General features: G+C 63.5%; 17 protein-coding genes. 9 read left to right on the top strand and 8 right to left on the bottom strand.

From position 1 onward, the window contains the following. Window positions 1–4 precede the first annotated feature (4 nt). From F812_RS0118395 to F812_RS0118380, 4 genes are all read left to right on the top strand, one after another. Window positions 5–940 (top strand): heme/hemin ABC transporter substrate-binding protein, encoded by a 936-nt coding sequence (locus F812_RS0118395; RefSeq protein WP_020087458.1) that lies wholly within the window; start codon window positions 5–7, stop codon window positions 938–940. Then, window positions 937–2,037 (top strand): FecCD family ABC transporter permease, encoded by a 1,101-nt coding sequence (locus F812_RS0118390; protein WP_020087457.1) that lies wholly within the window; start codon window positions 937–939, stop codon window positions 2,035–2,037. The genes F812_RS0118395 and F812_RS0118390 overlap by 4 nt, the downstream gene beginning before the upstream one ends. Next, window positions 2,030–2,869: a heme ABC transporter ATP-binding protein gene (locus tag F812_RS0118385; RefSeq protein ID WP_020087456.1), complete on the top strand. Its 840-nt coding sequence runs from the start codon at window positions 2,030–2,032 to the stop codon at window positions 2,867–2,869. The genes F812_RS0118390 and F812_RS0118385 overlap by 8 nt, the downstream gene beginning before the upstream one ends. Window positions 2,870–3,001: 132 nt before the next feature. Beyond that, window positions 3,002–4,315 carry an O-acetylhomoserine aminocarboxypropyltransferase/cysteine synthase family protein gene (locus tag F812_RS0118380; protein ID WP_020087455.1) on the top strand — a complete coding sequence of 438 codons (1,314 nt, stop codon included), beginning with the start codon at window positions 3,002–3,004 and terminating at the stop codon, window positions 4,313–4,315. A gap of 94 nt (window positions 4,316–4,409) precedes the next feature. Here the strand turns inward: F812_RS0118380 and F812_RS0118375 are convergent, their stop codons facing one another. Together F812_RS0118375 and F812_RS0118370 are read right to left on the bottom strand one after the other, a co-directional pair. Continuing rightward, window positions 4,410–6,830 carry a TonB-dependent receptor family protein gene (locus F812_RS0118375; RefSeq protein ID WP_020087454.1) on the bottom strand — a complete coding sequence of 807 codons (2,421 nt, stop codon included), beginning with the start codon at window positions 6,828–6,830 and terminating at the stop codon, window positions 4,410–4,412. Between the two features lie 465 nt (window positions 6,831–7,295). Then, window positions 7,296–9,746 (bottom strand): TonB-dependent receptor family protein, encoded by a 2,451-nt coding sequence (locus F812_RS0118370; protein WP_020087453.1) that lies wholly within the window; start codon window positions 9,744–9,746, stop codon window positions 7,296–7,298. A gap of 320 nt (window positions 9,747–10,066) precedes the next feature. Here F812_RS0118370 and F812_RS0118365 point away from each other — a divergent pair, with 320 nt between their 5' ends. Both F812_RS0118365 and F812_RS0118360 read left to right on the top strand, forming a co-directional pair. After that, window positions 10,067–11,692 (top strand): ATP-binding protein, encoded by a 1,626-nt coding sequence (locus F812_RS0118365; protein ID WP_020087452.1) that lies wholly within the window; start codon window positions 10,067–10,069, stop codon window positions 11,690–11,692. Further along, window positions 11,689–12,297 carry a response regulator transcription factor gene (locus F812_RS0118360; RefSeq protein WP_198011231.1) on the top strand — a complete coding sequence of 203 codons (609 nt, stop codon included), beginning with the start codon at window positions 11,689–11,691 and terminating at the stop codon, window positions 12,295–12,297. Before F812_RS0118365 ends, F812_RS0118360 begins: the two co-directional genes overlap by 4 nt. 306 nt (window positions 12,298–12,603) lie before the next feature. Here F812_RS0118360 and F812_RS0118355 read toward each other — a convergent pair whose 3' ends face one another. Beyond that, entirely contained in the window at window positions 12,604–13,110 is a 507-nt protein-coding gene (locus F812_RS0118355; protein WP_020087450.1) for a DUF892 family protein, read from the bottom strand. A 176-nt stretch (window positions 13,111–13,286) separates the two neighbouring features. Here F812_RS0118355 and F812_RS0118350 point away from each other — a divergent pair, with 176 nt between their 5' ends. Next, window positions 13,287–13,784 carry a YciE/YciF ferroxidase family protein gene (locus F812_RS0118350; RefSeq protein WP_026868251.1) on the top strand — a complete coding sequence of 166 codons (498 nt, stop codon included), beginning with the start codon at window positions 13,287–13,289 and terminating at the stop codon, window positions 13,782–13,784. A gap of 72 nt (window positions 13,785–13,856) precedes the next feature. Here F812_RS0118350 and F812_RS0118345 read toward each other — a convergent pair whose 3' ends face one another. Further along, window positions 13,857–14,900: an ROK family protein gene (locus F812_RS0118345; protein ID WP_245257710.1), complete on the bottom strand. Its 1,044-nt coding sequence runs from the start codon at window positions 14,898–14,900 to the stop codon at window positions 13,857–13,859. Between the two features lie 328 nt (window positions 14,901–15,228). On the opposite strand from F812_RS0118345, the gene F812_RS0118340 reads away from it, so the two are divergent. After that, entirely contained in the window at window positions 15,229–16,560 is a 1,332-nt protein-coding gene (locus F812_RS0118340) for an autotransporter domain-containing protein (RefSeq protein ID WP_156827517.1), read from the top strand. A gap of 32 nt (window positions 16,561–16,592) precedes the next feature. Here F812_RS0118340 and F812_RS25700 read toward each other — a convergent pair whose 3' ends face one another. Beyond that, window positions 16,593–17,045 (bottom strand): PRC-barrel domain-containing protein, encoded by a 453-nt coding sequence (locus tag F812_RS25700; protein ID WP_020087446.1) that lies wholly within the window; start codon window positions 17,043–17,045, stop codon window positions 16,593–16,595. 127 nt (window positions 17,046–17,172) lie between these two features. Then, window positions 17,173–17,973 carry a matrixin family metalloprotease gene (locus F812_RS24585; protein WP_198011230.1) on the bottom strand — a complete coding sequence of 267 codons (801 nt, stop codon included), beginning with the start codon at window positions 17,971–17,973 and terminating at the stop codon, window positions 17,173–17,175. A gap of 250 nt (window positions 17,974–18,223) precedes the next feature. Here F812_RS24585 and F812_RS0118325 point away from each other — a divergent pair, with 250 nt between their 5' ends. Further along, entirely contained in the window at window positions 18,224–18,529 is a 306-nt protein-coding gene (locus F812_RS0118325) for a hypothetical protein (protein WP_020087444.1), read from the top strand. A gap of 91 nt (window positions 18,530–18,620) precedes the next feature. Here the strand turns inward: F812_RS0118325 and otsB are convergent, their stop codons facing one another. Both otsB and F812_RS0118315 read right to left on the bottom strand, forming a co-directional pair. Then, on the bottom strand, window positions 18,621–19,436 hold the full coding sequence (otsB, locus tag F812_RS24580) for a trehalose-phosphatase (RefSeq protein ID WP_083929248.1): 816 nt from the start codon (window positions 19,434–19,436) through the stop codon (window positions 18,621–18,623). 104 nt (window positions 19,437–19,540) lie between these two features. Beyond that, window positions 19,541–20,635, bottom strand: coding sequence for a carbohydrate kinase family protein (locus F812_RS0118315; protein WP_020087442.1), 1,095 nt, complete (start codon window positions 20,633–20,635; stop codon window positions 19,541–19,543). Window positions 20,636–20,677: the final 42 nt, after the last annotated feature.

Genomic DNA, 20,677 nt, shown 5'->3' with positions numbered 1-20,677 from the left:
CAAGATGTTCGCTCTTCTGAAACGCGTTCGTCGCTTCTTGTGGATTGCCGGCATCGGCTCGCTCGCGGTGTGTGGTGCGCAGCTCGCGCCCAAGGCGCATGCGGAAACACCCAAGGCCGCAGGAGAGCAGCGCATCGTCTCCATCGGTGGCGATGTGACGGAGATAATTTTTGCGCTGGGCCGCGGGGATAGCATCGTGGCCGTGGACACCACGAGCCACTATCCGCCGGACGCCGTCGCCACCAAGGAAAGCGTGGGCTACATGCGCGCGCTTTCGACCGAAGGCGTGTTGTCCATGAGCCCGACGCTGATTATCGCGTCCGGTAATGCGGGACCTCCCGAGGTCGTCGCCGCACTGAAGGCGTCTTCCATTCCGATGATCGAGATATCGACGCCAGAAACACCCGACGGCGTTGCCCAGAAAATTGGCGCCGTGGCGGACGCTCTGGGCCTCAAGGAGGAAGGTGCGAAGCTCGCAAGCCGCGTCAAGGCGGAGTTCGACGCCGTTGCCGCCAAGAGGGCCAAGGTGACGAAGCCCGTGCGCGCGCTGTTCGTGCTGGCAAATCAAGGCGGCCGCGTCGTGGTAGGAGGCACCAAAACGTCGGCCGAGGCGATTTTCGGGCTTGCCGGGGCAGAGAATGCGGTGAAGAGCCTCGAAGGCTACAAGCCCCTGAACGACGAGGCCGCTGTAACGGCGGCTCCGGACATTATCGTCGTCATGCTGCGCAGCGACGGCGCCAACAAAGGTGAGATGGCCAAGGAGATCGGCTCCATGAAAGGGCTTGGCAGCACGCCTGCCGCAAAGGCCGGCCGCATCATCGAGGTCGATGGAAGCTACGCCTTGCAGTTCGGCCCGCGCGCAGCGGCGGCAGCGTCGGACTTGATGGACCGCTTCTATCCGGAGCTTGCCCAGAAGCCCGCCACAGCGGAGCGGCCATGACGTCGAAGCTTCCGGCTGGAGCGATCGTGTCCGCTGAGCATATGAGAGCGGCGGAGCCGGACAGGGCGCAGCAACGCTTCGTTCTGTTCGCCGTGTCTGCGCTGGCTCTTGCCGTCACGGCCGTGCTGTCTCTCTCGATCGGAGCGACCGGCATATCGCTCGACGCGCTTCCATCCGCCATCACGGCGATGTTCGGTGACGGCGACGCCGAGAGCGCACGCTCGGCCCTCGTGCTACTCGACATTCGTCTGCCGCGAACGATCCTCGCCGCAATGGTCGGCGCGTGTCTCGCTGTTGCGGGCGCCATGATGCAAGGCATCTTCCGAAATCCGCTCGCTGATCCAGGCTTGATCGGCGTGTCGTCGGGCGCGGCGCTCGCCGCGGTGACCGTGATCGTCCTCGGGCACGGAATTGCCGCGCCCGTGGTGGCGGCGTTCGGAGTGCACGCGCTTCCCGTCGCGGCCTTCGCAGGCGGTCTCGCCGTGACCGGAACGCTCGTCGTGCTCGCGAGCAGCCGTCGCACGGTCTCGGTCGCAGCCCTGCTGCTTGCGGGCCTCGTTCTCGGCGCGTTGGCACAAGCGTTGATGGGGTTGCTCGCCTATCTGAGCGATGATCGCGAGCTGCGGGATCTGACGCTCTGGACACTCGGAAGCCTCGCGGGATCGAGCTGGACCAAGGTCATCGGCGTCGCGCCGTTTGCAGTGCTCAATCTGCTTCTGCTCCCCTATCTCGTCAGGGCTCTGAACGGCCTGCTGCTCGGGGAGGCGGAGGCGTTCCATCTCGGGATAGATGTCGAGCGCATCAAGCGCCTCATCATCATCGCCACAGCGGCATCCGTCGCGGCCGCGGTGGCAGCGGCAGGGATTATCGGCTTCGTTGGCATCATCGTGCCTCACGTCGTACGCCTCGTCGCAGGCCCTGATCACGGAACCGTCCTGCCAGCAAGCGCGATGCTCGGCGCCGCCCTTGTCCTCGCGGCCGATATCGTGGCCCGTATCATCGTCGCGCCTGCCGAGCTTCCGCTCGGCATCGTCGTCGCGCTCATCGGCGCGCCGGTCTTCCTGCATCTGGTGCTGAGGCGAGGGGCTTATGTCTGATCGTGCCGACGTATTGGCGGCCCAGTCCGTAAGCTATCGGGTTCATGATGTGAGCCTCGTGAGCAAGGCCGATCTCGGCGTGGCCGCGGGTGAGGTCGTTGCAGTGTTGGGGCCGAACGGAGCTGGGAAGTCCACGCTTCTTAAAGTGATGGCGGGAGAGCTCTCGCCCGCATCGGGCCGCGTTGTGGTCGACGGACGGGATCTGGCCATCTTGAAAGCTGGCGAGCTGGCACGCCTGCGCGCGGTCGTCGCCCAGTCGAGCAATCTGAGCTTTCCGTTCACTGTGCGCGAGGTCGTGCGCCTCGGCGTTTCGGTTCCGGGATTATCCCGGGAGAACCCGCGCATCGAACGGGCAGTGGGAGACGCGATCGGCCGCGTTGGGCTGGCGGCGTTCTCGGGCCGCCTGTTCACCGAGCTTTCGGGCGGCGAGCGGCAGCGCACCCATATCGCGCGCGCTCTCTGCCAGCTTTCTGTCGCACGTGATTTGGCCGGCGGCGGAAAGATCTTGCTGCTGGACGAGCCGACGTCCAGCCTCGACGTCGGCCACCAGGTCGTCGTCCTCGAAGCGCTCCGGCGCGAGGCAGACGCCGGCACCGCGATCCTCATGGTTATGCACGATCTCAATCTGGCCGCTGCCTTCGCCGATCGGGTCGTGATCATGAGCCACGGATGCATCATAGCGGACGGTCCTCCGCGTCAGGCGATGACGGAAGCCATCCTGAGCCGGGCCTACGAGTGCCCGTTGTCGGTTGGACGGCCTCCCGCCGACGGAATTCCATTCGTTATTCCAGCACTGGGGCAGGCAAAGGCAGCCAAAGGCGCCCGCCTTTGACCTGAATCGCCCGAAACACCTGTCATCCCCCATGACGGACCCATTCCTCTGAGCTAGAAGACGGGCTGTCGCGATGCCGCGGGCCACGGTGGCCCACACCCGCGATCACACCGAATGCCAGGAGGAAGAGCCGTGACCGACAAGGATGTTTCCAGCAAAACGCCGCGCACCGAGACCGTGGTGCTCCATGCCGGCTGGCGTGCTGATCCGTCCACGGGTGCAGTCGCCGTTCCGATTTACCAGACGACGTCCTACCAGTTCCGCGATACGGCACACGCCGAGGATCTGTTCGCTCTGAAGGAGCTCGGCAACATCTATACGCGCATCATGAACCCCACGACCGACGTGCTCGAGAAGCGCGTTGCGGCGTTGGAAGGCGGTGTTGCGGCGCTCGGCGTTGCGTCGGGGCAGGCCGCATCCGCCTATGCCGTGCAGAACCTGGCTCGTGCCGGCGACAACATCGTGAGCTCGACCGATCTCTACGGCGGAACCTGGAACCTGTTCGCCAACACGCTCAAGGATCAGGGCGTCGAGGTTCGCTTCGTCGATCCCACCGATCCGGAGAACTTCCGCCGCGCGACGGACGAGCGGACGCGCGCCTACTACGCCGAAACGCTGCCCAATCCGAAGCTCGCCGTGTTTCCCATCGCGGAGGTCGCCGAGATCGGGCGTCCCCTCGGCATCCCGCTGATCGTCGACAACACGGCCGCGCCCGCCTTGTGCCGCCCGCTCGATCACGGCGCAGCCGTCGTCGTCTATTCTTCGACCAAGTATCTGGGCGGCCACGGCACCTCGATCGGCGGCGTGATCGTCGATGGCGGCAATTTCGACTGGGCCGCGCATCCGGTGCGCCAGCCCGTGTTCAGCACGCCCGATCCGAGCTATCACGGCGCCATCTGGAACGAGGCGGTGAAGCCGCTCGGCCCGATCGCCTACATCATCAAGGCGCGCGTCACGCTGCTGCGCGATCTCGGCGCCGCGCTCTCGCCCTTCAACGCGTTTCTTCTCCTGCAGGGCATCGAGACCTTGCCGCTGCGTATCGCGCGCCATTCCGAGAACACGTCTGCCGTTGTGCGCTGGCTGACCAAGCATCCCGCCGTGACGCGCGTCATCCACCCCTCTCAGCAGACCGGCGTTCAGCGCGCGCGGGCGGAGCGGTATCTCTCGGGCGGAGAAGGTGGACTTCTCGGCTTCGAGCTGGCGAAGGGACGCGAAGCGGGCCGCCGCTTCATCGATGCCCTGAAGCTCTTCTATCATGTGGCCAACATCGGCGACGTGCGCAGCCTGGCCATCCATCCGGCCTCGACCACGCACTCCCAGTTGAGCGGTGAGGAGCTGTTGGCCACGGGCGTGACGGACGGCTATGTACGGCTCTCGATCGGCATCGAGCACATCGACGACATCATCGCCGATCTCGACCAGGCGCTCGCCGCGGCGACGGCCTAGTCCCTTGTCATAGCCACGGCCCCCAGAACAGCCAATCCCCGAGCCTGATGCCAGGCTCGGGGATCGCTGCACCTTCTGGGAGAAGGATTTGCAGTTAGTCGAACTTGTAAGAGAAGCCGCCCATGATGGTGCGTCCCGGTCCCGGCTTCATGCCCTCGTCGATGTCCGACAGGTAGAACTCGTTCGTGAGGTTCGTACCTGAGACGAACAGCGAGAGGTTGTCCGTGACCTTGAGGTTGGAGCGGGCCGACAGAAGCCAGACGTCGTCCACAAACCCGGACTCCACCTCTCCATCGTCGACTTCGATGTCATAATTGTTGCCGACGTCGGTGAAGAAGCTGCCGCGATAGGTCCACGTCACGCTGGCATCCCAGAACGCCTTGTAGGCGACGCCGAGCGTGAGGTTTGCGTAGTGCTTGGGAACCTCGGGCACGATGTTGCCGGATACGTCGTCACCGTCGCCGTCCACGCCGCGCTCGATCACGGAGTCGGCGTACGTGTAGATCGTCTCACCGAAGAAGTTCCACGGGCCGCCGGTGATCGGACGGCTGTCGAGCCGGGCGCCGATCTCGAAGCCATCGATCTTCACCTCGTCGGCCGCGCCATAGATGTTGTTGCCTCCGTCCGGAGCCGACGGCGATTTGACCTGATAGTTGTCGATGTTGCTGTGGAAGTAGGCGAGATCGAACGAGAAGCCCCGGATGGCTGTCGAGCGCACGCCGACTTGGAAGTTGTCACCCTTCTCGTCGGGAAGAGGGAAGGCGACGCCTCTGGTGACCTGAGGCGTGAGGCCCTGGTGATATCCGCCGTATACGGTCGTGCGCGGCGCAACCTCCCACGCGGCGGCGATCATCGGCAGAACTTCACTGTGATCCGAGCTCGAGCGTCCCGGCTGCTCCGAGGTCTCATCGTCGGGGCGGATCGAGTTGCGATTGATGCGATAGTCCTCGAAGCGGAGACCCGGTGTCACGGTCAGGTTCCGCGTCACGTGGATCGCGGTCTGCACGAACGCCGAGAAGGCATCCGCATCGGTGTCGGAGCGGCGAGACCGGTCCTCGTTGAATTCCGGAAGGCGGGTGAAGATATCGCAGCGTCCGCTGGTGTCGTCGTCCAGAACCTGGTTCTCGAGACCCACCGTGTTGCAGTTCGTGAATTCGTGACGCTCGTAGCGAATTCCGGCCTGGATATCCTGGCGCATGCCGGCGATGAACGGCCGGTCTGCAAACTCGATCCGCGATTCCGCGCCGTAGAACTGATAGTGCCGTTCGCGGCCGCGCATGAAGAACGAATTGGCGTCGTAGTCGCCGCGATCGGCATTCACGTAGAAGCGGTTGCGCTCGTTGTCGGAGTAGTACGCACGCGTCGTGAGCGTCGTCGTATCGTCGATGTAGAGGTTGTGCGTCGCCTGGATACGCCAGTAGTCGGCGTTATAGCTGCTCAAGCCGGCAAGCGAGGCGATGCCGTCGAAGAAGTAGGGGCTGCCCGACTTGTTGCGCCCGTTGGCAAAGAACTCCTGGTAGCCCGTGTCCTCGTCGTTCGGAACGAAGTTGATCTCGTCATACTGGTCGCGCTGGCGGAAATAGCCGCCGGAGATCGTGAGATCCTGGTTGGTGCCCTTGAGGCCGATTGCGCCATAGAAGTCGTTGTAGCGCAGCTCCTCGTTGTCCCACGCGCCGCCGCCTTCCGCACCGGAATAGGAGACGACGATTCCGGCGTTGCCGATGTTCTGGCGCGTATGAACGTGGCGGTAGTTGTTGAGATCCTTGTCGGAGCCTTCGGTGTAGCCCAACGCGCCCTTGATCACCGTCTCGTTGGCGCCGAATGGCGAGATGTTCCGGAAATTGATGACGCCGTGGTTGTTGAGCGGCCCGTAGTTGACGACGGGGCCGCGCATGACCTCGATGCTTTCGACACGGTCCGTCGGCGGTGTGTAGTGCGTCGAGGGATCGAGATAGGTCGAGAAGTTGATCGGCAACCCGTCTTCCATGACGAGCACTTTGCGCGAGCGGCGCATGGGCGAGCCGCGCACGCCGATGCCCGAGTGGCGCGCCATGCCGTCGTCCATCACGGTGACGACGCCCGGCACGCGGGCGAGCGCGTCATGATTTGTCAGCGGGCGCTGCTCCGCCAGATCCGCGGCGTCGACGCGCGTTCCCGCGCTGGTGAAGTTTTGCAGATCGCCGGGAAGCGCTTGGCGCGCGTTGATCGGCGAAAGCGGCCCGGATTCGGCACGTGCTGCCGCCCCGCCGCTTGCTGCCGCCCCATAGGGTGAGTTCGCGGGTGCTTCCTCGGCAACCGGGGTCGGCGCCGGCGGCTGAGGTGCGGGAGGAGAGTAAGCCTGGGAGGGTGCGGATTTCTTTTTCGCTGCCGGAGCGGATTTCTTCTGAAGCACCTCGACCTGCGGCAGCTCGCCTTGATTCGCGGGCTGCGCCGCAGTCTGTGCGTTCGCGGGCGAGGCCATAAGGCCGACAGCGCTCGCCATCACCGTAAGTTTGAGTTGGTGTTTGAATTGCATTCTGCTTCCTCCCCGTCCGCGCCCATGCCGGAGCGCAGCCCGTAATCCCCACCGTCGGTTCTTTTGCCGAAGTAACCCGGGTCCCGTTGCCGACAGCACACGCACAACGGAAGGGCATAGTGTTGTTATAAAGTTGCAGCATGTTCTCGATAGCTGGGGGCCGCAGCAACTCGGGATGGTCCCATGCGGTGGCATTGGTCGGGGTAAGTGCCGCCGTATAATTACGAAAAAACAAATAAAATCAGGAAGTTATGAGCAGATGTACGGGATGATGTGGCATCAAAGCGGGGATTAATTCCTGGGAAGCGTCGAGGTTTGGCTTGGCGCCCCCTGGCAGATCGGATTTGCCAATAGTCCACCGGCTGGAGGCGCCGATTTCGGAAGGCTTCGGGCCCATGCCGGCAGATCCGCCATGAGCCCGAACTTTCGCGGGAGAAGTTCGTGTAAGTCGTAAACGCGAGATGATCAGTCGAACTTGAGCGTGAAGCCTCCGTAGATGGTGCGCCCCTGGCCGGGCTTGGCGCCATCCGAGAGATCCGCGATGTAGAGTTCGTCCGTCAGGTTGGTGCCGGCAACGAACAGCGTCAGCTTGTCGGTGAGATTGAAGTTGCTGCGCGCCGACAGCAGCCACACGTCGTCGACCTTGCCGCCGACCATCTCGTCGCCGCCGTAGCAGCCCGTGAAGACGCCATCGCCTTCGGCTTCGGTCGCGGCTTCCTCATCCACGCAGAGCAGCGGGCTCGTATTCTGCGCGTTGGTGAAGAAATCGCCGCGATAGGTCGCCGTCACGCTCGCATCCCAGAGCTTCCTGTAGGCCACGCCCACGGTCAGATTGGCGAAGTGCTCGATCGTGAACGGAAGGCGCTTGCCGGAGACATCCTGATCCACCGCGGTGAAGTTCTCGAAGTCGAAGATCGAGTCGCTGCCGCGTTTGATCTTGCCGTCGGTGTAGGTGTAAGTCGCCTCGCCGAAGAAGTTCCACGGTCCGCCGGTGAACGGGGCGCTTTCCATGCGAGCAGCCAGCTCGACGCCCTTGATCTCAACCTCGTCGAGCGTGCCGTAGAGGCCGTCGCCCGCCGCGTTCGAGTAGGCTTCCTTGAGCTGATAGTCGTCGATGATGCTGTGGAAGTAGGCCACGTCGAACGTGAAGCCCTTGATGGCGGTCGAGCGCACGCCGATCTGGAAGTTGTCTCCGACCTCCTCGTCGAGCGGGAAGCCGTCGAGGTCCACGTCGCGCACGATGTGCGGAGCAAAGCCCTGATGGTATCCGCCGTAGAGGGTCGTGCGGTTCAAGGCCTCCCAGGCAAAGGCGATGCCCGGCAGGACGTGATCGTGATCCGACTTGGCGCTTTCCGTGCCGGGGAATACTTCGCGGCCGGTCACGTCGTAGCTCTCGAAGCGCAGGCCGGGCGTCACCGTCAGGCTCGGCGAGAGGTGGATCGCGGACTGGATGAACGCAGCGAACGAATCCGCCTTGTACTCGAAGATCTCGCCGTCATCCTCGTATCCGTCGACGCCTTCCTCCGAGCGGCAGTTGCCGCTGTTGCTGCCGTCGAGCACCTCTCCGACGCGGCCGAAGCTCGTGCAGTTCGTCAGCTTGTGACGCTCGTAGCGAACGCCCGCCTGGATGTCCTGCCGGATGCTGGCTGCGATCGGCACGTTGGCGAATTCGATGCGGCTTTCGGCGCCGAACACTTCGTACTCGCGCTCACGTCCCCGCATCCAGCCGCCCTCGGCCGGGCCGTCCTCCCGGCTGGAGAAGCGCCGGCGATCGTGATTGTGGCCGTAGATCCGCGTCGAGATCGTCGTGTCGTCCGTAACATAGTAGTTGTGGGCGAGCTGCAGATTGTAGTGCTCGGCGTTGTAGGTGTTGAACTGGAGACCTTCCTCGTCGAACAGCGCGGACGGCTTGGCGTGTCCGTTGGCGAAGAAGTCCGCGGCGGTGCCGACGAAGTTGTCCTCGTCGTAGTTGTCCCGCTGGCGATTGTAGGAGCCGGAGATCGTCAGATCCTGCTGCGAGCCTCTGAAGCCCAGTGCGCCGTAGAAGTCGTTGTAGCGCAGCCGCTCGATTTCCCACGAGCCAGGCGCTTCCGAGCCGGAATAGGATGCAACGACGCCCACGTTGCCGAGGTTTTGCCGCGTGCGGACGTGACGATAGTTGCCGATCTCCTTGTTGGAATCGTCCGTGTAGCTGAGCACGCCCTTAATTACGGTTCCCGGGGTGCCGAACGGATTGAGGTTCTGGAAGTTGATGACACCGTGGTTGTTGAGCGGGCCGTAGGCGACGACCGTGCCGCGCAGCACCTCGATGTTCTCCAAGCGGTCTGTCGGCGGCGTGTAATGGGTCGAGGGATCGAGGTAGCTCGAGAAGTTGATCGAAGCGCCGTCCTCCATGACGAGCACCTTGCGCGAGCGGCGGAAGTTCGAGCCGCGGATGCCGATGCCGGCATGATGGCCGAGACCGTCGTCGGTCACGGTAACGATGCCCGGCACGCGCGCGAGGGCCTCGTGGTTGGTGAGGGGGCGCTGCTCCTCGAGCTGCTCCGACGTGACGCGCGAGGCGGCTCCCGCGAAGTCTTGAAGATTGCTGGGCAGGAGCCCGGTGGAAGGACTCACAGGGCTGAGGCTCGGCGAGTTCCCGGCGGGACGTCCGTCGGCGCCGCGTGTAGCGCCCCCAGGGCCGGCCTCCGCAAAGTCACCCTCTGGTGCCGGCTGCGGCGCAGGCGAGGAGGCTTGCGCCGGCGCGCCCTTCTTTGCAACCGGAGCGGGCGAAGATTTCTTCTTCTGCACCACCTCGACTTGCGGAAGCGCACCCTGATTGGCTGGCTGCGCGGCGGTCTGAGCCGCCGCCGGAGTCGTCAGCAGGCCAACCGCGCCGGCCATGACCGTAAGTTTGAGATTTTGGCGTCCCAGCATTCAATCCCCCTCCCATGAACTCTCGCCCGAATTTCCCGGCACGCGAGCCTTTATCCCTCGGGCAAATATTCCTAAATTCCCCGTGCTCCGTGCCCGTTTATCCGGAGGCGTCCCGTGTTCAGGCTTGTGTTTTGATATAAAGTTTCACTTTCTGGACACGGACGACGGCGTCTTTTACTCATGCGCATCGTCTCGATGTCCGAGCACGGCAGCAATTGGGGACGCGCACGTGAGGTGGCATCGATCGGGAGGATTTCCTGAGTAAAGCACCGGATATTCCTGGCTGGAGAAGTCAGATGTATGAGTGGAGGCAGGAAGCAATGGCGAGAAACCTTCCCGTCTCGGTCCTGTTCTCATGGCCTCCGGCCCTGGCTGGGCTGGCGTACCTCGTCGCCTACGTCGCCATCGACTGGCTGAGTTACATCAGCCCCATAACGCCGATCGGCGTCACGCCTTGGAACCCGGCGACCGGCCTGAGCTTTGCCCTCGTGCTCCTGCTGGGACGCGACTACATCCCGTGGCTGTTCATCGCCCCCCTCATCGTCAATGCGTTCGTGCTGGGGCTGCCTTTGCCTCCGGCGGTGCACGTGCTCGGGGCCGCGGTGGTCGGCGTGGGCTATGGCGCCGCGACCGCCTTCCTGACCATGCCGAGCTTGGGGTTCGACCGGACGCTCAGCACCAAGCGATCGCTGATGATGCTGATCGCGGTGGCAGCCGTGAGCACCGGTGTCGTCGCGGTGGTCTATGTGGGACTTCTCGCAGCCTTCGGGCTGGTTGCGGCCGCAGACGTCACCGTGACCACCGCGCAGCTCTGGATCGGCGACATGATCGGCGTGACGGTGCTCACGCCGTTCCTGCTGATCGGCTTTACGCGCCGTCGCATGCTCGTTCCGTCGCTGGAGCTCGGCGCGCTCGTCATCGTTCTGGCATTGACGCTCGCCGCCGTCTTCGGCCTCTCGGATACCTTCCGGGTAAAGCAGTTCTATCTGTTCTTTCTGCCGGTGATGTGGATGGCGGTGCGCTTCGGCCTCGAAGGCGTCACCGCAGGCCTTGTGCTGACGCAAGTGGGCCTCATGGCTGCCATGCAGTATGCGGGCGTCCAGGACAGCGAGGTCACCGCGTATCAGGCCCTGATGATCGTTCTGGCGCTCACCGGTCTCACCATCGGTGCCGTCGTGAACGAGCAGTTGAGAACGCAGGCGCAGCTTCGCCAGAACCAGGAGGCGCTGGAGCGGGCTGCACGTCTCGACACGATGGGGGCTTTCGCCGCCGTCCTCGCGCACGAGATAAACCAGCCTCTGACGGCCATTTCGAACTACACGCGCCTCACCAAGATGGCGGTCGAGAAGCAGCCCCCCGACAACGAGGCGGCCCGTCAGGCCGCGGGCCACGCGGTGGCCCAGGTGGACCGGGCGGCGGAGGTTGTGCGCCGTCTCCGCGACCTCATTCAGCTCGGCCACAACGAGATGGTTCCCCAGTCGGCGGCGGAGCTGATCCGCGAGGCCGTCTCGCACTGCCGCTTCGAGATGCAGGCCAATCACGTCGCGCTCGAGACGAGACTTGCGCGCAATCTGCCGTTGGTGGTGTGCGATGGGCTGCAAATTCAGCAGGCCCTGATCAACCTGATCCGTAACGCGGCGGAATCGATAAAAGGGGGCGGCCGTCCGGATGGCCGCATCCTCGTCGAGGCCGATACGTCGGAGCTGGGTCGCGTAATCGTGACGGTTCGTGACAACGGCCCCGGCTTCGATCCTGTTATCCTGGAACGCGCCCTGACCCCGTTTACCACTACGAAACGCGAGGGTCTTGGGCTCGGATTGGCGCTCGCACGTTCGACCGCCGAGGCTCATGGCGGCCAGTTGCTGATCGAAAGCACTGGCGGCGGGGCCGCTGTTTCCTTTACTCTCCCGACATCAATAGAGAACGACCAAAGGATGCTGAAGTGACCGTAGCTTTGATCGACGATGATGCCGCTGTCCTGCACTCGATGCGCCTTCTCATCGAGAGCCGCGACATTCCCGTTGCCTGTTATGAATCCGCCGAAGCCTTCCTGGACGATTTGCCCGAATCCAAGCCGTCCTGCGTTGTGGCGGATGTGCGGATGCCCGGCATGACGGGGCTCGAGCTTCAGCGGGAGCTCAAATACCGCAACAGCGATGCGCCCCTGATCCTCATTAGCGGCCACGCCGACGTTTCGATGGCCGTGTGCGCGCTCAAGGAAGGCGCGTTCGACTTCTTCGAGAAGCCTTACGATGGCGAGCGGCTTGCCACCAGCGTGTGGGACGCGGTGCAGAAGGGCCGCCGCCAGAGCACGGAGAACAGTGAACGTATCGACATCGCAGAGCGGCTGAAGGCGCTCTCGCCGCGCCAGCGCGAGGTGCTGGAGTTCGTGGCTGCCGGAATGTCCAACAAGCAGATCGCAGCCAAGCTCAGCATCAGCCCGCGCACGGTTGAAACCTATCGGGCCTGGGTCATGGAGCGCATCGGTGCGCAGAACGTGGCTGACCTGGTTCGCAAGGTCAGCGCCTTCCTGCCGTCGGATCCGAAATAACGGCCACATAAAGGCGCGAGCGGAACTTCCGGAAGGGTCGAGTGTTAGTGGAGGGATCCACTTCGGACGCAGAGGTAAGAGCCTCACGTCCCCTCGATAAGGAAGACCAAAAATGCGCTACGTCGTACTCTGGGCCTTGGGCGTACCGATCTCGGGCCTCATCGTGCTCCATCTGCTCGGCATGATCTGAGCAAGCAGACGAGTAATGTAAATAATGAAGCCGGCCTTCGGGCCGGCTTTGTTATTTTCGGAAACTGGTGCGAAAAAAAGCGCTTTGTCTCTTCGATCGACCGGCTGGGCAAGGGATCAATGTAGTGCGCCGCGCTCCGTATGAACGAGCGCCTCGTCAGCAGCATCGTCGCCGAAAGCAAGCTCAGAGAGAATACTCGCCTGCACGAGTTCTTCCGCAATCGAGCGGCGGATGTTGGGAATGATCTCGTCGAATTCGTACTGCTCCGACCAGCGCAGGAGCGCTTCATAGAGAGTGATCTCGTAGCGCTTGATGGCAAGCAACGCTGCCGCGCATCCGCGCGTGCCGCTTTCCGGGCGGCTCGAAGCCGAATCCCACGCTTCTCGCAGCAGCGCTGTGGTCGCCCAAGACGCTTCGCCGCGCGCTTCCAGATACAGCGTGTCGAAAATCCCTTCGATACGCGTCGCCTGGCTCTGCGATTGGGCCTCGATCTCTCTGAGCGCGCTCATCAGCTTGAGGTTCGTGACCGATGACGAGAGCATCCGGATCGAAGCGATGAGCTGTTTCTCGGTGTCGTAGATGTGACGCAGCGTGCGCATGTAGACGCGCTCGAATTCCTGCATGTTGGGCTCGCTGTCTCGCTATTGCATCGCACGATGGAGGTAACGCAACAGCGAGGGGAGAGGTTCCTCTGCCGCGAGCGGCCGGCCCTTGTTTTTCGGTTGGGGTAAGCGGGAACAGACGATGATCTCGCGTGTTGAGCAGTCCAATACAACCCCGCGAGCAAATGGAGCCAAGCATGTCAGTAAAAACGATGGAGGATCTCTTCGTAGCGACCCTCAAGGATATCTATTACGCCGAAAAGCAGATTCTGAAGGCCCTGCCCGGAATGGTGAGCAAGGCAGACAACGCCGACCTCAAGAAGGCGCTCGAAGCGCATCAGAAGGAGACGGAAGGGCAGGTTGATCGCCTCGAGAAGGTGTTCAAGCTGATCAAAGTGCCGGCGCGCGGCAAGAAATGCGACGCCATCGAGGGCATCATCGGCGAGGCTAAGGAGCACATGGATGAGATCGACGACGAGCGCGTGCTCGACGCCGGCATCATCAGCTCTGCGCAGGCCGTCGAGCACTACGAGATCTGCCGCTATGGCACCCTCGTCGAGTGGGCGAAAGATCTCGGCTATACTGAAGCCGCCAAGCTTCTGGCCGAGAATCTCAAGGAGGAGCACCACGCCGACACGCTGTTGACTGAGATCGCACGCGGCTCCGTCAACAAGGACGCCGAGCAGGCTGCTTGAAGAACCCAGCCTTTCGAGCCAAAGCCGGGCGCAGCGCGCCCGGCTATTTTCGAACGAAACGATTGAACGTCGCTAGCTGCGATCATGGCGCGTCGTGAAGCGCACGTTGCCGAGCCCCGTGCCGATCGTCAGCGCGCCCCAGTGATCGTAGGTGCGCATCACCGGAAGCTCGCTCAACCCCTGCACGACGGCATCGTTGTGCATCACCACGGCCGTCTCGTGCTTCCCGATCTCCGGAATGGCTTCCTTGAGGCAAGCGGGAAGATTGAAGCTTTTCGTCTCCCAGTTGCCCGGTAGATTTTGAGCGCCGGTTTCGATCGAGCCGTCCGGCCGGATGAGCCCTGGGCATCCGATGCCGATCACAGGTGCCAGGTTGATCTTCGCCTTGCTGGCAGCCTTGATGAGATCCTTGAGCATGTCGATGAGGCGGTCCACCGCCTCGTCGCGCTTCGTCTTCTCGTCGCCGTGGCGCCAGAGCTCGGATTTCCACACCTTCGCCTTCTCGAGCTTCGAGGATTTCTTGAGGTTGAGCTCCACGACACCGGCGCGGATGTTCGTGCCGCCGATGTCGACCGCGAGGATGCCGTCGAAGCCTTCGAGCGTCCAGGAGGGCATGAGGTGCGCCGCGCCGATTAGGCCCGCTTCGTCCGGATGGTTGCGAATGAGGTTGAGATCGATGTCGATGCCGCCTGCCTTGAGGAGCACGGCAGTTCGTCCGATCGCGAGCTCTCCAACACGGCTCTTTCGGAAGCCTCCGCCGATCACGATCGCTTCCGTATCGCGCCAGCTCGCGCTCTTCAGGAAGCGGCGGATCACGTGATCCAGCTCTTTAGCAAACGCCTCGATCGCGCTGTGGACCAGTCCGCCGGCTTCCGGATCTCCGTCGGCGAGCAGGGCATCGAGTTGCTTCTTGCTCACATCCTCGATCGGCACGTCGCCGAGTGGATCGGCGCCGAGCTTGCGCAAGGGTTCGCGCCACTCCTCGATGATGCTCTTGAATGCGCCGTGGCTGGCGCGATCGCCGACGAAGCCCTCCTCGTCGCGGATCTCGAGGTTATAGCTGTCGATCTCCACGCTCGGGAGCACCTTCGCGCCGTGTTCTGTGATGACGGGCAATTTCGCGATCCATTGAGGCACAAGGGAAGGGCCTGCGGCTCGCCACGCCGGAGGCCCCTGACTGTCACGATGACTGGTCGTGATGATCAAACGCCGATCACCAGGGAAAGATCGCGGAGAAAGCAAAAATTTTCTTCCGCCCGCGCTGAAGGAACGCTGTCAGGAGCGCGAAATTGGACGGAGGGTCATGCTTTGGTCCATTTTCAGGGACATAAATCCCATTGATAGAAAACAAAAATCTGGAACAGAAAGAGGTACGCGAACGATGCAGCAAATCGTTCAGGCCCGCTCTTTGTCGAGGGCGGTAGTACGTGGCGTTGTGTTGAGTTTGACAACGTTGGGTATGCAGGCGGCAGCGGCCGGATCGGCCTCCGCCAATGCAAGCGCAGGGTGTGATGCCGCAAACGGCGGCGCCCTCAATGTCAGGGTCTCGGGCGGAGCAAGCGCGCTTCGCGAGGCAGCCCTCTCGGAAGGCGAAACCTTGAGCCTCGATCTTTCGACGCGCGGAACCGCGAGGCTCGCGGTCTCGAGCGGAGGCGGCGCGTTGCGCACGCTGCACGCGGGACGTGCCTCGACGCTGATGTTCGTCGCCCCCGCATCCGCGACCTATGGCTTTTATCTCGACGCGAACGGCGCCGCCGACGCGACGCTCGCTGTGACGTGCGCGTCCGTCGCCAAGCTCAACGTGGAGCGCAGTCTTCTGGAGCGGCGCAAATCGTTCCTGACGAGCAAGGATCCGGATCGCATTCGCATCGATCGCGCGCCCGCCGAGCCGAAGCCGCTCGACTCGGCGGTGCAATCGTCGGAAGCCCCCCGTGACGTAACCGCGTCGATCAGCATGTCCGAGCTGGCGGCGGCCATGAAGCTCGGCGGCAAGAAGGATCCGGGCATCCTCGATTTCTGGTTCGAAGGCCGCTATCTGACCTACGATACGGTCGATGCCAACGCGAAGCCCGGCGATGGAAATTTCAGCGTGATGTACTTCGGCAGCAAATACATGCTGGGTCCGGACATTATGCTCGGCGCTCTCGCTCAGTTCGATCAGGCGGGAGAAAGCAGCCGCTATGGCGACCAGATCTCCGCAAACGGCTGGATGGCGGGGCCTTACATGAGCGTCCGCTTCGGCCCAGGCGTCGTGTTCGACGGGCGTGCGGCTTGGGGCGTCGCGGAGAATGCAGCGCGTGGCGTGATGCTGGATATGGCACCTGCCGATCGCAAGCTCCTGCGTGGCACGCTGCGCGGATCGCGGCAGGTCGGCGGCTGGACGGTCGCGCCGAGCGTCGGTCTGAGCTATGTGCAGGACACGCCCATGGTCGACGGTCTCGCCATGGGGGAGACGGCTACGCCCACGCCGTCCGGAACCGGCCGTCTCGATGTGCTCCCCGAGGTGAAGCGCAGGTTCAGCCTCGACAGTGAAACTTATATCGAGCCGCGTCTTGCTGCTGGAGGCTTTCTCGCGTTCGACGATCTCTCCAAGATCGGCCCCGGAAGCATGAGCTCTCAGGTGCCGGAGATGCAATGGAAGGCTGAAGCGGGTGTGGCGGTCGGCATGAAGGATAGCGTCAACGTGCAGGCCACGGGCGGCGTCGAGACCGGCGCGCAATCAGCAGCGGATACTTGGTCCGGACGGCTTCAGCTCAACATGCCGCTTGGGAAGTAGTCGGCTGCGGGGCGGTCACGTCATGACTTGGCTCAAGGCGTGACCGGTGTGCCGTCCTGTTTGCTCAGGCTCGCCGCTTGCTCGATGGCGTCGCGCGAGAGAGAGGTTTTGACCTCCAAGTGATCCGGATCGGATTGGCTGATCACGAGGTTTCGCAGGCCGATGGCAACGCTGGTCTCGCCGAGGCCGAGGAAGCCGCCCACGCGCACGAGAACCGCCACCACCTTCCCGTCGCTGTCGATCACGATGTCGTCCACCTTGCCGACGGACTCGCCGAGCGTGTTGGTCATGGTGACGCCGATCAGCTTGCCAGCGCGCCAGTCGCTGGACGTGCGCGCGCCAGGAAGCGGGCCTGGAACGATCTTGCTCTCTTCGTTGCGCTGGGTCTCGGGACGCGGAGCCTTCTGCTGCGCCTGGGCCGCGCCGAGCGTTCCAGCCGTCATAAGCGAGACGGCCGCAACGCCGAGCGTCAATCTTCTGAGCATGATGTGACCTCCGCGTTCCGATTGCTGCAGGCGCGCGTGCGTTCGCAGCGCGCATCTGGTGAAAGCAACGGCTCGTCGCGCCCGATGGTTCCGGACGAAGGGAGCACTTCGAGAAGCTGGAGGGCGGTTAACGGCTCTCGTTGGCGCCGAGGCCGAACGCGCGGTCGCCGGAAGGGGCAGGCGAGGGCGATGGTGCTTTGGCGGGCATCGCGGGCGCATCCATGCCCTTGCGTCCGTAGAGCGCGACCGCGCCAGCGACGTCGCCCGGCTGCAGCGTGCGCGACTTCTCGACGTAGCGGAACGACATAAGTTGTCCCTCGGGGCTCGGATGATCGAGGCCGATGGCGTGGCCGATCTCGTGGGTCACCGTGAAGCGCAGATCGTAGACGTTGAGATTACCGTCGAAGCCGATCTTCCAGGGCTGATCGGGATTGAGACAGATCAGCGACTGGCGGATGTTGTCCGGGCCACTCTTGACTTCCGCGCGCGCGAGACCTTGGTGCAGCGCCACGTTCGTGAACGCGCGTCCGCGGGACTTGGCGTCCGCCCCGATCAGGATTCCGGCGTCGTGTGCGGAAGACACCTCCTTGAAGACGATGTTCGCCGCCTGCTCCCACTGGGAGAACGCGGCGCGAACCTCACGGCGAAAATCCTCGAGAGAGACGTGTGAGCGCTTGAGGGCGGCGTCCGGTGCCAGCATCGCATCGCAGTTGCGCGCGCCGGGGAAGCTCGCCGGCTCCGTGAGGAAAGCGTAGGTGATCGTCGCGGGTAGACCTGCCGCCGGCACGTTCCAGCGCACCGTGTGTCCGCCGAGTACGAGCAGGCGGAACTCGGGGTCGGCGGCCTTCGGCGTCTCGCCCGCGCGCGCGCTCAATGCTGCCGACGCGACAGCCAGCCCCAGGCACGTTGTCAGAACGAAACCCCTCAACGGTCTCCTGCTCCCCCGGATCGACACCCCATACGGCGACATTGATTGCTTATGCATGCGTTCTAAAAGCAGCAATGAGGCGGGTCAATGTCGCCTGGGTCGCATCCCCAGAAATGCTGACGCCAAGGGGCTTTTGCTCAGAAGCGTGCAAGGCCGCGCAGACCCCTCCGTAGGCGTCGCGTGGGAACCCTGCGTGCCGCCGGGCGTTAACCCCGCAGATCACGCAAGATCATAGTGGAGACCACACGCAATGACTTACAAGGCGACGATCCTCGCGGCGGTGTTGGCCGCAGCTTCGCTTCATCTGGGAGGCGCGTCCGCGAACGCAGCACCCGTAGGGCCGATCCAGAAAGCAGCCGATATTCAGCGCTCCGATCTTCAGCAGGTCGACTGGCGTCCCTATCGCCATTGCCATCGCCGCCACGGCCGCAAGTGGTGTCACGGCGGCGCCGCCAATCGGGGCTACGGATATTACGGATATCGCCCGGGCGTCTCGCTCTACATCGGCCCGCGCTACAAGCATCACCGCCATTACAGACGTCATCACCGCCATTAAGAATTTAGTGGCGTGACCGGAGGAAGGGTCTGTCCGAGAAATCGGAACAGGCCCTTTCTCGTAGCGGCACGACGTTGCGGGAGCGCCTACCTCAAAAGAGGGAGCGGGCTCGCTCCGCAGGGTGCTGCGTAGCCCCTGCAATCCGTTCCAGCCACGTGAGCACCGAACGGGGACCGGAGAAGTCCGCCATCTCCTCGTGGTAATGCTCGCCGGCGACACGCAGCCCAAAGCCTTTCATGCCCTCGGCGGCCGCGAAAGCCGTTTCGTCGCCGATATCGTCTCCGATCATGATGGGAACGCGGCCACGGAAGGCTGGCAGCGACGCAAGGGCCGCAAGCGCGGTTCCCTTCGAAAGACCGGACGGGATGATTTCGTAGAGCCGCTTTCCGGGCAGAAGCTCGAACGCGCCGGCGTGCCGGTCGAGAAAATCCTCGATCACCGCGAGAATGTCGGCCTCCGCATGAGGGGCGAGACGATAATGGATGGCGAGGCCAGGTCCCTTCGGCTCTGCGATCACGCCGGGAATGCGCGCCGCGAGCCGGCGCATCTCTTCGACGATCTCCAGCGGAAGAACCGGTGTCACCCGCTCGATGTCGCGATCGGGCGCCTTGCGCAGCTCCGCCCCGTGTACGCCGGACGCCGTGAGCTTCAGCGGCGAAAGGATCTGGTCTATCTCCGAGATCAGGCGGCCCGAAATGATCGCCACCGCGCCGTCCAGGCGCCCGGTGAGCTGCCCGAGAAGGTCGCTGAGCCCATCCGGCACGCGCACGCTTCTTGGAGTCGCGGCAAGCTCGAGCAAAGTCCCGTCCACATCGAGAAACAGCGCAAATGCACCGGGATTGGCGAGGATGGAGTTCGTGCACGTGCTGAGACGCGGCCGCAAGGGCGGTATTTTCTCCGCTACCATCGTTCTCTTCTAACCTCGTTCAGCGTGTCAGAAGGATGCCGCTCCGGACATCCGTGCGAGCCTCTTCTCTTTGGAACATGACGTTGATATGGCCATCGGCAGGTTCACAGTGGCCAGCCTATCACATTTGGTATCGATTTCTTGCTGCTCAGGAATTTTTCGAGATCGGCACGCCGCATCAGCCCCGTTTGCGTATCGACGTGCTGCAGCACGCCTGCGGCGTTGATCGTTGCGGCGCGGATCGCGGCTTCCGCGTCTCCGCCGTCTGCAAGATACGCCGAGAAAGTGGACGCGAACGCATCGCCGGCACCCGCCGTGCCCGCCACCTCTGCCTCGTGCGCCGGACAATAGATCATGCGATCGCCGGACGCCGCGAAGGCCCCATCGCGCCCGTCCGTCAGCACGACCGAGCCGACGCCGCGGTCCATCAGCGCACGAAGGAAGTTGCGGACACTCATCCTGCGCCCTTCATGCTTGAGGCCGCACTCGGCGAGCGGCGGAAGCCTCACGTTCGTCGGATAGGTCAGAGGCGCGCTCTCGTCGCTCCTGGGTGCGTCGAGCAGGATCAGGACTTCCTCCGCCTCGCGCCGGTTAAGGGCGAGGATATCGAGATGCGGCAGCGTCTCCTTGAAAGCGTCGCCATGGGCATGAAGCTGGCGCAGGCCGGGATTGGCTGCCACCAGCGCACGGGCGCGCTTGGCCTTCTCCACGATCAGCGGAAAGCAGGTCGCCGCCTCATTTGAAAGGTTTGCGATGTAGACGAGATCCACTTCGAACGCGCCGTCGTGAAGATCGGGAGGGGCAAGCAGCGTGTTCGCGCCGCGGAACGTGAAAACCGCCGCGTTGCGGTCGTGGGAAGAGACGTGGACGGAGGCGCCGGTCGGCGCGCGCGAATCGCGTGAGACCCATGACACGGATATGCCTTCATCGGCCAGACGCGCCAGGATTTGCTCGGCGCGCAGATCCGCCCCGAGCTTGATCAAGACCGAGCACGTGACGCCGAGGCGCGCCAGCGCCACGGCCGTGTTGATCGCGCCGCCTCCGCAATGGGTCGAGACTTCGAGTGCTTCCGTCTTGCGCCCCTCTTCGAGCAGCAGGAAGGAGGTGCCGGCATTGAGCAGCTCCATGCGCTCGATGGCGGAGCTCTCGATGATGGCGATCGTGTCGATCATGGCGCCGCCGACGCAGAGAGCTTTCATGAGGCCGATCTCCGCCTTTGGATTGCGGGCCTAACTGCGCCT

The organism is Hyphomicrobium zavarzinii ATCC 27496, from assembly GCF_000383415.1.
GTDB classification, from domain to species: Bacteria; Pseudomonadota; Alphaproteobacteria; order Rhizobiales; family Hyphomicrobiaceae; genus Hyphomicrobium_C; species Hyphomicrobium_C zavarzinii.
The sequence above is the reverse complement of the archived record's forward strand: the minus strand, read 5'-3'. Positions and strand labels throughout refer to the sequence as shown.